Consider the following 13101-nt stretch of genomic DNA (forward strand, 5'->3'; position numbering starts at 1 on the left):
ATATTAATCCAATCGAGGCAGGTGTGGCGCAAATCCGCCCGCAGGATCAGCGGAAGAACGCCGCGATCTCGCGAATCGATTCCGGCTCGAGCGTGCCGGCGGCAGAGCGCAGGCGCATCAGGCCGACGAGGTAGGAATACCGGGCCTGGGCCAGGTCGCGCTGGCTGGTGAACAACTGCTGCTGTGCATTGAGCAGGTCGAGGTTGATGCGCACGCCACCCTTGATGCTCTGCTGGGTGGCGGTCATCAGGAGCTTGCCCGAATCGACGGCCTTGACCAGCGCATCGATCTTGCGCCCGCTGCTGAGCACGAGGTCGTGCGCGCGACGCAGCTCGATCAGGATCTCGTTGCTGCGTGCATCGAGCTCGGCCTGGGCGCGGCCCAGATTGGCTGCGGCCTGGCGCGTGGTGGCATTGACCGAACCACCCGAATAGATCGGGAAGTTGACCTGGAAGCCCACCGCGCGGTTGGTCGATTCGGTGCCACGAAGATTCAGCGTTTCACTGTCGTTCTTGCTGTAGGCAGCCACCAGATCCACGCGTGGCAGGTGCCCGGCGCGGTTGCGGTTGATGTCCAGGCGCGCGTTTTCCACGCCCAGGCGCGTGGCGGCCAGCGTGTTGTTGCGCGCCAGCGCCAGGCTGCGCCATTCTTCGAAACTGCCCACATTGAGCGTGACCGGACGGAAGTTCTCGGCCAGCTGGTCGAGCGAGCCGGGGTCGGTGCCGATCACGCCGGCCAGCGTGTTGCGCACGGCGACCACATTGTCCTGCGCCTCGACCAGCTGGGCCTCGGCCAGATCGAGCCGAGCCTGGATTTCCAGCATGTCGGTGCGGGTGCCTTCGCCCAGCTGGAACAGGCGGGTGTTCACTTTTTGATGCTCGACGTAGGCATCACGCTGCACACGCGCCAGCGCCAGCTGGTCTTCGGCGAACAGTGCGTCCATATAGGCGCTGACGACGCGCACCGAGACTTCATCCAGGCCTGCTTCGTAGGCCTGTTCGGCCTGCTCGCTTTGGACCTTGCCCTGGCGGTAGCGCTGTATGCCGTCCATATTGAACAACGGCTGGCGCAGCTGCACGACCGACGAGCGGCTCAGGTAACGCGGGTGACTCAGGCTCTGGACGTTCGGAACGTTGGTAGGCTGCAGCAGGTCCGTGATGTTGCGGTTGAACGAATGGCTGGCCGAAATCTGCGGCAGCAATTGCGCGCGACCGAGAATGCGGTTCTCCTTGCCGCTCTCGTTCTCGAAGTAGCGCATGCGAAACACCGGATCGTTCTTGAGCGCGGCCTGGTAGGCCTGCTCGAGCGTGATCGCGCCGGCGCTGCCGGCAGCAGCGGCCAGCAGCGCGCCGGCCACCAGGGTGCGCAGGCGGGAGGTACGAATCGACGTCATCGCTTACTCCTCGCTCAGGGCCGTGTGGGCACGGTCCATGATTGGCTTGAACAGATAGCTCATCATCGTGCGCTCGCCCGTCTTGACGAACAGTTCGACCGGCATGCCGGAACGGATATCCATATTGTTTGCGATGATTTTCTTTTCACCGGCCGGTGCCACCTTGACGTGCACCTTGTAATACGGGACACCGGTTTTTTCATCGACGGCGCTGTCGGCCGAAATATGGGTCAGCTCACCGTCGATGTGCGGGGTCTTGTTGGTGTTGAAGGCCGAGAAGATCAGCTCGACCGGCAAGCCTGCATGAACCTTGTCGACCAGATTGGTCGGCAGACGGCCGTCAATGATCAACGGTGCGTTGCTCGGGACGATGTCCATCATCTTGAAGCCAGACGGTACGACGCCGCCGTTGGTAAACACGGCCAGGCCGACCACAGTGCCGTCGGCAGGCGAGCGCACCGCGACGTTGGTCAGCTCGAAGCGCTGGGCCATCAGGCGGGCATGCTGCCCTTCGGCTTCACGTTGCTGGTCGTTGAGCTGGCTGCGCACTTCCTTCTGGTATTCCTGCAGGCGCTGCGCGCGGCGCATGGTCAGTTCGACCACCTGGCGCTGCGAGCGGCCGATATTGCCGATGTCTTCCGAAATGGCGCCGCCGAGCTGGGCATAGGTACGCTCCAGATCAAGCAGGCGGTTGCGGGCAACATAGCCTTCCTTGGCCAGGTCGCGCATGCCACCGAGCTGTTCTTTCAGGAAACCGACCTGCTCCTTCTTGCTGTCGCGCGATTCCTGCAGACCGGTGATCTGCATCTTGAGGCCTTCGATACTGGCGTCGACACCCGACAATTCGTTTTGCAGCGCGCCCTGGCGCGACATCAGCAATTGTTCTTGCGAGCTCATCAGCTCACTGATGCGCGGTTCGCTGCGGCGTGATTCCAGGTCGGCAGGCCACTTGATCGTGCGGGCGCCGTCGCGCTCGGCCAGCAGGCGCGAGACGCTGGCCAGAGCCGACAGGTATTGCGCTTCGGTGGCCTGCACTGCGGACTGGGCCACGATCGGATTCATGCGCACCAGCACCTGGCCCTTCTTGACCACGTCACCATCGCGCACCAGCAATTCCTGAACGGTACCGCCGCTCAGGTGCTGCACGGCCTGGCGATTCGATTCGCTGGCCACGGTGCCGGACAATGGCACGCCCTTGTCGAGCGGCGCCAGCAGGGCCCACAGCATGAAGCCGCCAAAGCCGAGCAAAACGACCAGCCAGCCGATGCGGGCAAATGCGCGTGCATCCGTCTTTACTTCGAGCGGGGTCACGTCATGGGTAATGACGTCCGCTGCATCTTTCTTAAGCAACTTCATCAGTTAATTTCTCCAGGTGCTGGCGCTGCAGTCGCAGCGGGGGCAGCAGGCGCTGCAGGGGCTGCAGGGGCAGCGGGTGCGGTTGGGGCTTGCGGTGGCGTGGCGGCGGCATCGGGGGCGAGGCGCTCGGGCACGGCATAGCGCGGCCGGTGAGTCTTCTCGGCAGCCGGCTTCGCGCCACCCTGCTGTGCAACGCGCTGTTGGGCCGCTTCGACGGCTTTCTTGCTCGCTTCCTGCATCGCCGTCATCACTTGCTGGGTCGGGCCAAAGGCCTGAACCATGCCATCTTTCATGACCAGCAGTTTGGTCGTGGCGCCCAGAATGCTCGGGCGGTGCGTGATCAACACGATGGTCTTGCCGCGCTTGCGCAGTTCGAGCACGGCGGTGACCAGTGCCTGTTCGCCGACTTCATCGAGGTTCGAGTTCGGTTCGTCGAGCACGATCAGGGCCGGATCGTCGTACATGGCGCGGGCCAGGCCCAGGCGCTGCTTCTGGCCGCCGGACAGGCCGCCGCCCGCGTCGCCCAGCGGCGTGTCGTAACCCTTCGGCAAGCGCAGAATCATCTCGTGCACACCGGCGCGCTGGGCGGCGGTGACGACTTTCTCGGCATCGACTTCGCCAAAACGGGCGATGTTTTCGCTGACGGTACCGCTGAACAGTTCGATGTCCTGTGGCAGGTAGCCGATGTTCGGGCCCAGCTCCGCCTTGTTCCACTGATAGATGTCGGCGCCGTCGAGACGGACCTTGCCCATCATCGCCGGCCACACGCCCACCAGCAGGCGCGCCAGCGTCGACTTGCCCGAGCCGCTCGGGCCGATCACGCCCAGCACGTCGCCGGCCACGATGCCAAAGCTCAGATTGCGCACGATCGGCGTGGTGACGCCCGGTGGCGCTGCCGTGATGGCTTCGACCGTCAGCTTGCCTTCCGGTTTCGGCAGCGCCATGCCGGCAGCACGCGCCGGGTTGGTTTCCAGCAGCTTCGTCAGGCGCTCATGCGCGCTGCGGGTGCTGCTCCAGCTCTTCCAGACGCCAATCACTTGCTGCACCGGCGACAGCGTGCGGCCGACCAGAATCGATGCGGCAATCATCATGCCGGGGGTAATCTTGTTTTCCAGGACCAGCAGTGCGCCAAAGCCGAGCACGAGCGATTGCAGCGCGGTCTGGACGAATTTGGTAATGGCGCCAATGGTGCCGGCCTTCTGGCTGGCATCGGCCTGCAGCGACAGGAACTTGCCATGGGTCTTGAACCAGCGGCCCATCAGGTTTGGCAGCATGCCCATCGATTCGATGACTTCGGCATTGCGCAGATTGTTGGTGGCCATCGCACTGGCAGCCACGGCCATCGAGTTCGCCTCGGACAGTGGCGCGCGCGTGACGCGTTCGTTGACGACGGCCAGGACGATCAGAATGATCGTGCCGCCCAGCGCAAACCAGCCAAGTGCCGGCTCGAACAGGAAAATGACGAACAAATAGATCGGGAACCATGGCGCATCGAAGAAGGCGAACAACGCATTGCCAGTCAGGAACTGGCGCAGGCTGGTCAGGTCGCTCAGCGCCTGGCCGGCATTGCCGCCGCTCTGCTTGAGGTTTTGCTCGAATGCGGCGGTGTAGATGCGCTTGTTGAGCATCATGTCGAACTTGGCACCAACACGCACCAGCACAAACGACCGCACGACCTCGAGGCAGCCAATGAACAGAAACGCGCCCAGCATCAGCAAGGTCAGCATCAAGAGCGTGATCTCGTTGCGGCTGGCCAGCACCCGGTCATACACCTGCAGCATGTACAGGGATGGCGTGAGCATCAGGACATTGATGATCGCGCTGAACACCCCAATCGTGATAAATGTGCTCTTGAACGCGAGCAATGCGCGTTCGATTTCGTTTTTAGCGTTTAGCAGTTTTTTCATGGACGATGGTCTGAAGGCAGAATCGGGTCAGGGCTGGTTGACCCCGCATGTTGCCGTAGTACAAGCAACCAGTTAGCGCGTTCATTATGCCGCATAACCCTTAAATTTTGTGACAGAGATCACAAATTATGAGCTTTCTGACTACATTCAGTCGCATCATGTCCACAACAGACTCATACAAGGCAGGCAAAAAAAAACCCGCCACCTTGCGGTGGCGGGTTTTGGCGTTACCAAGCCCGCCGAAGCGGGCTAGATAATTAGGCGCCTGCCTTCATCGAGATGATGCCATCGACCAGTTGCAGGTCAGTAGCGTCAACACCGATCAGGGTGATGACAGTGACGTCGTCGCTGGCCGAACCGAAAGCTTCGGTTTCGACGTGGACTTCGGTACGGGTACCGTTCTGGATGAAGAAGACTTCCAGTGCGGCGTTATTGCCGGTGGTCAGGGCGCCGCTGTTCACGACGTAACCTTCGCCGATGACCAGAGCATCCGAACCCGAACGGCCGAAGGCGCTGATGGTCACTGCCATTTCATCGCCCAGCAGGAAGACGTCCGAAGCCGAAGTTGCAGCAGCCGAAGGGCCATCCAGCATCACTGGGGCAGCGAAGCCAGCGGCCTCGAATGCAGCACCTGCATCGACAACTGCCTTGTTCAGAGCAGCCAGCTCGGTCTTCAGAGCGCGCGCTTCGGCCAGATCGGCAACAGCGTCAGCCAGTTCTTCGATGTTGGTGTTAGCAGCTTCGATTGCGATGTAAGCATTAGTAACGGCAAGCACTTCATCCGAGTTAGCAGCCAGCAGTGGGTCAGCGTTTGCATCGGTCAGGTCAGCAGCAGCGAAGCCAGCGTCGACATCAGCGTCGACGTCAGCAGCCAGTGCATCGCGCAGTGCGGTCACGCCTGGGTACTTGACTTCGGTCGCGCCGGTTGCCAGCACGAAGTTACCAGCAGCGTTGATCGAGATCAGGTTGACGGTGGTGGTGCCGTCAACGAAGGTCACGACTGGGACTGGGGCAGCGCCAGCTGCAGGAGCAGGAGCCAGTTCGATGTCCAGCGTGCCACCGACGCGGGTGTTCAGGCCCGAAGCAGCGACTTCCAGTTCGACTTGGGTCTCTTCAGCCAGCGTGATTGCAGCTTCGTTTGCAGCAACTGCAGCACGCTGGTTAGCGATCGCAGCGCTCAGGCCGGTGATGGCAGCAGCGTCAGCGTTGGCGGTAACCAGTGCTTTGTTGGCATCGCTCAGTGCTTTGGTGTTGGCAGTGCGCTGATCAGCGATCAGAGCAGCTTGCACCGATGCGGTAGCACCGGTGTAGGTGCCGGTGACTTCAGCATCGATTGCAGCGATTGCTGCGGTTTCGGCAGTGCCGATTTCGGTGCCAGCATCAGTTACCGATGCGAATTCGTTTTCTTCCAGGAACGTCGCCAGGTTGTCGTCAGCCGCTTCAACAGCAGCCAGGCCGCTCGACAGCGTGAATGGGGTACCGGCTTTGACGACAGCAGCAACTTGTGCGGTCAGGTTAGCTGGTGCGACTGCGGTTGCCAGGGTTGCATCGGTGGTGACGGTCTTGATGAACGCTTTAGCCAGGGTCAGTGCCGAGTTGCCAGCATAGCCTGCGTTTTCAGCGGTGGTGTCCAGAGCAGCGGTGAAGGCGGTCGAAGCAGCGACCTTGTTTTCAACGGCTTCTGCGTCGGTGGTCAGCGCTGCTTTTGCAACTTCAGCAACGATGGTGTCGACCTTGATGGTGCCGTTGGTCAGCAGGTTTGCCCAGTAGGTGCGACCAGCTGCATCAGCGTCGCGACCGAACAGGTTTTGATAGATGTTGTTGACGATCTGGGTGTTGGTCTGACCGAAGTAGGTCACGATGTATTCTGGCGATGCGGCGAAAGCGGCCGACACTGCAGTGGTTGCGCCGGCGTTGGCTTCAACGACGTTGGTCCAGTAGTCCAGGCCTGCGGTGTCAGCAGGACGACCGAAGTAAGCAACGTACAGTTGTTGAACTGCTGCAACGTGGGTGGTGACGATAGCCATGTGTAACTCCAAAAAAAATGAGATCGATCGATCGAATGTTGATTCTTTATTGCAAGAGCCGAGGACACTCTTGAAGTCCAACGAGCCGCATCATGACAGATACGTCGGCATGACTCGTGTGACGGCCATCACAGTAATGACCAAGTTTTCCTAAAAACTGACAATTTCCAGACAAAATTGCGGGGTTAAACCGATTCCCCATGGAGATTCTCTTCAATTATCACAGTATACACTCAGAATCTTGTACTTTGATAATCTTTACGGGCGTTACATCTTGAAACAAAATGAGGCTGGATATACTCGACCATTAATTCTTGGCACATAAAAAAACCCGGAATTACCGGGTTTTTTTATTATCGGATATACAAAAACTCAACGCCAGGTCGCAGCACCATTGACTGTACGACGATCATCGATGCGCCCGTCGAAGATAGTAGCGGCAGTCGACGACGGCCCACGTTCATTGGTCAGCAGTCCCTGAATGTTCAAATACCCCTGACGCCCGGCAGCATCACCTCGCAGGCGACCGTCGCTGCTGACCGTGCCGTCGCCGCGCAGCTTGACGATATCGCTGCGCGTAGTCAGATCCATATTGGTGTTGAAGCTCCGTTTACCGAAATCGACGTTCAGCGCACCATTCGACAAGGTCGCCGGCGCCGTCACGATAATGCCGTTGCCATATTCGGTCATGACATACGCTTCACTGCTGCGCAGGCTGAATCCGACGCTGCCGTTATTCGGCGCGACATACTCTTTACCTGGCGTGCGGAACAGTGCGAAATAACCATTGAGCGCAATCCGTTCATTCTTTGCCTCTTGTGCGGCAAAGTCGAACGGCGCCGCATCGCCGTTCACCGGTTGCCAGCGTCCCCAGATGGCAAAGCGCTCGGCCGGGTTCGGCACACCGACCGGCGGCAGCGGCGACACTGGCGTCTCGGGTACCGGCGTTGGTGCAGGTCCTGGCGTGACCGGGGTTTCAGGCACCGGGACCACCACGACCGGCGTTTCCACGTCAGGCAGATCGACCGGCGGGTTCGCCGGCTCGGCAGGCCCAGGATTGACGACCTTGTCGATGGCAGTGTTCAGGCCGATGTTCTTGGCGACCTCGACATTGACCTTTGGCTGATCGGCGTCCTTCTTGGTCAGGGGTTCATCGGGACGCGGCGGAGCGGCCTGGTCCGGGCTCTGGCCGCCGGCTTCCAGCACCTGCGGCGCGGCCTGGCCACGCGTGACCTGCACGAGTTGTCCGCGCTGGGCCGCGCTCAGTTCACGGCTGGTACCGCCTTCGCACGGCCCTGCCCCATCCGGCCGGCAACTGCCCACGAAGCCGCTCACGACGACGCCGCCCGAAAACACGGAGACGCGCGACGTGTCGTTGTCGGTCGTGACCGTGAAATCGGTGCCGCGCACGCCGATGGCGGCCACGGGCGTGTTGAAGCGGAAGTTCTGGCGCGCCTGCTTGACGGCCTCGCCCGACTTGCTGCGCGCCGTACCACTGAGCAGCTCGAACTTGACGCGGGTGTTGGCGGGATTCTGCTTGTCGATCTGGTACGTGACGATACGGGCCCGGGTCTGTGGGCGCAGGATGAAGAGGCCATTGTCGGCTGTCTTCACATACATATAGCCATCGGCGCCCGTGGACAGCATCTGCCCTTCTTCGACGCGCGTGCCTTCGACGGCCGCGCGCTCGCCGGCCGAGGCTGCGCCGGTTACGAAAATGATCTTGCCCGCCTCGGCGGCATGGGCAAACTGCGCGGCGCATGCGAGCGTGGCGGTAATGAATAATTTGTGCAAGATAGACCCCTTTCCTTCCCACTGTACCGCGTCGCCTTGACGCGTTGCTGTGACGGTTATCACATTCTAGCGCAAAGGAACGGTGCCGATATTGGCATTTCAGCGTGTGATATTTCCAAATAAACAATGCAATCGAGCAATGCGACCAGTTATACTGCGTCACTACACTTGACCAACCAATTCTTTGACAAGAGCGCAGCGCGTGGCTGAACCGAGAACGCAAGCACGTACCCGTGGCCGCTGGATCATCGCTGCGCTGGCTTTCATGGTCACTCTCTGGACACAGTGGAGCACCACGGCGGGCGTGTCGCCATCTGACAACAGGTGGTCGCGGATCGGCGTCAACCAGGTGGCCTTCCTGCCCAATGAATGGCTGCGCGACGCCTTCCTGCGCCTGCAGGTCAGCACCGCGCCCGAACCGCGCATTCTGGTCGTCGATATCGATGAAGCCTCGCTGGGCGAACTCGGTCCATGGCCCTGGCCGCGCGAGCGCCTGGCGCACCTCGTGGAAATCCTGCTTACCCGCTACGCCGCGCGCGGCGTCGCCCTCGACATCCTGCTGCCGGCCGCGAGCGGTACCGATGGCGACATGCGCCTGGCCCTGCTCGCCGCGCATGGCCCGCTCGTGCCGGCCCAGGCCTTCGATTTCGACTTTGCCGGCAACCGGCCGCAGCCGGTACTCGACGGCTACCTGGGCGGCGCGATTGCCGGCCAGGCCGGCGGCGTGCCGGCCACCGGCTTCATCGGCAACTTCCCGGGGCTGGCGCGGGCGCCGCATGTCGGCGCCATCGGTTTCATCCCCGATGCCGATGGCGCCCTGCGCCACGTGCCGCTGGTGACGCGCTTTGGTGGCAAGGCGTATCCGGCGCTCGGGCTGGCACTGGTCAACTGCTGCACCGGGCGGCCGCCGCTGGCCATCGAGAACGCCGGCCTGATGCGCATTCCCTATACACGCGACTGGCGTGCCTATACGGTGGTCAGCGCCGGTGACATTCTCGCCCAGCGCATCGCACCCGAGGGTGCCAGCGAGCGCCTGGTGCTGATCGGCTCATCGTCGCTGGGCATGGGCGACCGGGTCTCGACGCCGCTCGCGGCCAACCGCCCGGGGCTCGGTGTGCAAGCCACCATCCTGTCGGCCCTGCTTGACCGCCAGGAAGGCAAGCAACCGGCGCCATGGCCGGGGCGCCTGATCGCCTGCCTGTTTGCGCTGGCGTCATGCATCGCCTGCACGCTCGCCTTCCCGCGCCTGTCGGCCGCCAATTGCGTATTGCTGCTGGGCGCCAGTTCGGCCTTGTGGCTGGGACTGGCTTACATCGTGGCGCCGCACGACCCGGTGTTCGCGCCAGTGGGGCCGCTGGGCACCAATCTGTTCCTGCTGGCGGTGGCGGTGCCCTACGGCTGGCAGCAGGCCCAGCGCCGCTCGCGCCATTTGCTGCAGACGCTGCGGCAATACGTGGCGCCGGCCGTCGTCGAGCAATTGCTGCGCAGCGAAGAAGAAGACCCGCTGCGCCCGCGCCGCTGCGACGTGACCACTCTCGTGGCCGACATGGAGGGGTACACGAGCCAGGTCGAGACGCTGCCGGTGGAAGCGGCGGCCACGCTCACGCGCGACTTCCTCGATTGCCTGACCGGACCCGTGATCGATCACCAGGGCACGCTCGACAAGTACACGGGCGACGGGATGATGGCGTTCTGGGGCGCACCGTTGCCGCAGGCCGAGCATGCCGACCTGGCGCTCGATGCGGCGCGCGCGATCCAGGTGCGCGTCGACGAACTCAGCGCAAGCCGGGTGCGTCAGGGTTACCAACCGCTGCGGGTGCGGATCGGGATCGAAAGCGGCGCCGCAATGGCGGGCGACTTTGGCACGATGTTCCGCAGCATCTATACTGCGGTCGGCGACGGCGTCAATACGGCCGCCCGCCTGGAGCAGGTCGCGCGTGATTTCACGCACAATGTCATTATCGGTCCGGGAACGGTCGAGCGCAGCGAGCGCCACCGTTTCCTCGCCCTGGGCGAGCGCCTGCTGCGCGGCAAAGAAAGAGCCACCCCTTTGTATACATTCGAACCCAGTCTGCAAGCCAGCAGCGCCGCGCCGGAGCAGGCATCGTGAACCAGACCCTCATCGTGCGCGCGATAGCGGGCCTCTGCCTGGCACTGGCCTGCAACGGCGCGCTCGCGCAATCGGGCAGCCCGTCGCCTGGTGCCAGCCCTGAAGACGCTGCCCTGCCCCGTCCATCCGGGCACACGGCGGAAGAACTGCTGTATCAGGAAGCCCTGCAGTCGCTGGCCGAAGGCCGCAAGAGCGATGCGTCGGAGCAGATGACACGCCTGATCGGCATCGTGCCGCAGCACGCCGGCGCCTGGCTCGACCTGGCGCTGATCCAGTGCAGCCTGGGCCAGGGCGATGAAGCCGAGCGCCTGTTCGCCAATGTCGAGACCCGCTTCAATCCGCGCCGTGAAATCCTCGAACTGATCGCCGAGGCGCGCGACACCGGCTGCGTGCGCTGGACGCCGGCGAGCACTGCCGCCATCAGCGTCAGCCGCGGCGTCGACGATAACGTGAACCAGGGCGCCAGCAATTCGACGTTCATCGTCGAAGGTCCGGACGGTACGGTCGAACTGCCACTGCTGGCCGATTTTTTGCCCAAGCATGACGGCTACACGCAAGTGAGCGCCGACTACCTGCGTGACATCACGGCCAACGGCACACTCGGTTTTCTGCAATTCCAGGGCCGGCGCTACGACAGCCTGCACGACTATGACACCACGGCACTGTTCGGCGGCGTCGAATCGCCGTGGCGGCTGGGTACATGGCTGGTGCGCGGCACCGCCTCGCTCGGACTCACGGGCATGGGCGGCCATCTGTACCAGCGCCAGGGCCAGGCCCAGGTGCGCGTGACGCCACCCGTGCCGCTGCCGCCACGCACCCAGTTGCACCTGATCGGCGCGGCCACCCGCACCGACTACGCCACCCTGAGCGCGTTCGACGCCAACCTGATCGAGGCACGCGCGCTGCTGAGCCACTACACGGGCGACCTCAGCGCCACCGTGACTGCGGGCGTCCAGTCCGACCGCGCGCTGGCCGACCGCCCCGGCGGCAACCGGCATGGCGCCTACGTCAGCCTGAACCTGCGCCGCCCGCTCGGCTGGAGCACGACCGGCGAACTGGCCTATACCCGCCAGAGCTGGGACAGCGCCAGCCCTTATTCGCCCGAACTCCTGATCGACCAGGTACGCGCCCAGCGCACGCAGGTGCTGCGCGCCTCGCTGACGTACCAGATCGGCAAGCAGCAGCGTATCGTTCTGGAGGCCCGCGCAGTGCGCAACCGCGAGAACATCTCGATCTTTCAGTACAATAATCGCCAACTGCAGTTGAGCTGGCAATGGCATACGCCGTAGGCGGTACAATCGCGGTCCGGATTTGTAGAGGACCCTCTGGTGAGACTGGAAGCGATTTTGTTGGTCTGCGCGTCGCTCGGACTGTTGGCCGGGTGTCTGGTGCCCAACCGCTGGCTGCCGCCTCTGCCGAACGATAAACTGATGCATTTTGGCGCCTTCGCGCTGCTGACCGTGCTGGCCCTGCGCATTGCGCAGGACGGCCTCGAGGCAGCGTGGTGGATGGCCGGCCTGCTGGTGTTCGGCTGGTTGATCGAATGCCTGCAAGCCCTGGTGCCCGATCGCCGCTTCTGCTGGCGCGATCTGGCTGCCAATGCGGCCGGCATCGGCTGCGCCGCCCTGGCCGTCTTCGTGGCCGGGCATTTTTGACGAGACCGACACACCCATGAGTTCCAGCGCCAAGCTTTCCCTGAAATCCGCCGCCGCTGCCGCTGCCGCCGCTGCCGCGCCTGCGCAAGAAGCGGCCGCTGGCGCTGCGCCGCAACTCCAGGAACACCAGGTCCAGGTTCACCTGCGCAAGATTCCGCTGTTTTCGGACCTGAGCGACGAAGACATCGCGCGCGTCAAGAGCGAAATGCGTTACCGCCATTTCCCGAAACGCACGGTGGTCCTGCACAAGGGCGGCGTCGCCGATGCGCTGCTGTTCCTGCTCTCGGGCCAGCTGCAAGTGGTCGACGTGACCGAAGACGGGCGCGCGGTCGGCCTGCGCATGCTGGCGGCCGGTGATTTCTTTGGCGAGATCGCCCTGATCAACGGCTCGACCCGCTCGGCGTCGGTGGTGGCCATGACCGAGGTGCTGGTCGCGTTCTTGCCAGCCTCGACCGCGATGCACCTGTTCTCGCACTCGCCATCGGTGGCGCACAAGATGCTCGGCCACCTGGCCCAGAAAATCCAGCGCGATTCCGAGTTCCGCGCGCTTCTCAGCATCAACAACACGACGCGCCGCATCTACACCTACATCGCGCTGATGCCGCAGACCGAGGACAAGGAAGGCCAGCGTGTGGTCGAGAACCTGCCAACGCACCAGGACATTGCCAACATGATCAACACCAGCCGCGAAACGGTCACGCGCGCCCTGCTGGTGCTGGCGCAGCAGGGGGTCGTGCTCAAGGACGCGCACCGCCTGGTAATCCTCGATCCGGATGCGCTGCAGCGGCTGGCGCAAGGCAGCTGAACGCCTTTCGCGACGCCTTTCAAGGTGTCGCGCAGCACGACACGTCGTTACAAT

The 13101-nt window shown here is 63.0% G+C and carries 9 protein-coding genes; 4 read left to right on the forward strand and 5 right to left on the reverse strand.

Annotation, left to right across the window (positions count from 1 at the left end):
• Positions 1-46: 46 nt before the first annotated feature.
• From AC1MGT_RS07450 to AC1MGT_RS07470, 5 genes are all read right to left on the reverse strand, one after another.
• The gene (locus tag AC1MGT_RS07450) at positions 47-1393 is read right to left on the reverse strand and encodes a TolC family outer membrane protein (RefSeq protein ID WP_499503662.1); all 1347 of its coding nucleotides are present in this window, start codon (positions 1391-1393) and stop codon (positions 47-49) included.
• 3 nt (positions 1394-1396) lie between these two features.
• The gene (locus AC1MGT_RS07455; protein ID WP_499503663.1) at positions 1397-2749 is read right to left on the reverse strand and encodes an HlyD family type I secretion periplasmic adaptor subunit; all 1353 of its coding nucleotides are present in this window, start codon (positions 2747-2749) and stop codon (positions 1397-1399) included.
• Positions 2749-4656, reverse strand: coding sequence for a type I secretion system permease/ATPase (locus AC1MGT_RS07460; protein WP_499503664.1), 1908 nt, complete (start codon positions 4654-4656; stop codon positions 2749-2751). The genes AC1MGT_RS07455 and AC1MGT_RS07460 overlap by 1 nt, the downstream gene beginning before the upstream one ends.
• A 257-nt stretch (positions 4657-4913) precedes the next feature.
• A complete protein-coding gene (locus AC1MGT_RS07465) occupies positions 4914-6764 on the reverse strand; it encodes a DUF4214 domain-containing protein (RefSeq protein ID WP_499503665.1) in 1851 nt (616 codons plus the stop codon).
• Between the two features lie 291 nt (positions 6765-7055).
• Positions 7056-8477: a FecR family protein gene (locus AC1MGT_RS07470; protein ID WP_499503666.1), complete on the reverse strand. Its 1422-nt coding sequence runs from the start codon at positions 8475-8477 to the stop codon at positions 7056-7058.
• A 202-nt stretch (positions 8478-8679) separates the two neighbouring features.
• On the opposite strand from AC1MGT_RS07470, the gene AC1MGT_RS07475 reads away from it, so the two are divergent.
• The 4 genes from AC1MGT_RS07475 (at position 8680) to AC1MGT_RS07490 (ending at position 13047) form a co-directional block, all read left to right on the forward strand.
• Positions 8680-10587 (forward strand): CHASE2 domain-containing protein, encoded by a 1908-nt coding sequence (locus AC1MGT_RS07475; RefSeq protein ID WP_499503668.1) that lies wholly within the window; start codon positions 8680-8682, stop codon positions 10585-10587.
• Positions 10584-11876, forward strand: coding sequence for a tetratricopeptide repeat protein (locus AC1MGT_RS07480; protein ID WP_499503669.1), 1293 nt, complete (start codon positions 10584-10586; stop codon positions 11874-11876). Before AC1MGT_RS07475 ends, AC1MGT_RS07480 begins: the two co-directional genes overlap by 4 nt.
• Before the next feature lie 141 nt (positions 11877-12017).
• A complete protein-coding gene (locus AC1MGT_RS07485) occupies positions 12018-12242 on the forward strand; it encodes a VanZ family protein (protein ID WP_499503670.1) in 225 nt (74 codons plus the stop codon).
• A 16-nt stretch (positions 12243-12258) separates the two neighbouring features.
• Positions 12259-13047: a Crp/Fnr family transcriptional regulator gene (locus tag AC1MGT_RS07490; RefSeq protein ID WP_499503671.1), complete on the forward strand. Its 789-nt coding sequence runs from the start codon at positions 12259-12261 to the stop codon at positions 13045-13047.
• The last annotated feature ends 54 nt before the right edge of the window (positions 13048-13101 follow it).

The organism is Telluria sp. BA11 (assembly GCF_056680305.1).

What these genes read in the sequence shown, in the direction of transcription:
- AC1MGT_RS07490 (WP_499503671.1), top strand. Translation starts at nt 12,259, where the DNA reads ATGAGTTCCAGCGCCAAGCTTTCCCTGAAATCCGCCGCCGCTGCCGCT.
- AC1MGT_RS07460 (WP_499503664.1), bottom strand. Translation starts at nt 4,656, where the DNA reads ATGAAAAAACTGCTAAACGCTAAAAACGAAATCGAACGCGCATTGCTC.
- AC1MGT_RS07455 (WP_499503663.1), bottom strand. Translation starts at nt 2,749, where the DNA reads ATGAAGTTGCTTAAGAAAGATGCAGCGGACGTCATTACCCATGACGTG.
- AC1MGT_RS07450 (WP_499503662.1), bottom strand. Translation starts at nt 1,393, where the DNA reads ATGACGTCGATTCGTACCTCCCGCCTGCGCACCCTGGTGGCCGGCGCG.
- AC1MGT_RS07485 (WP_499503670.1), top strand. Translation starts at nt 12,018, where the DNA reads ATGCATTTTGGCGCCTTCGCGCTGCTGACCGTGCTGGCCCTGCGCATT.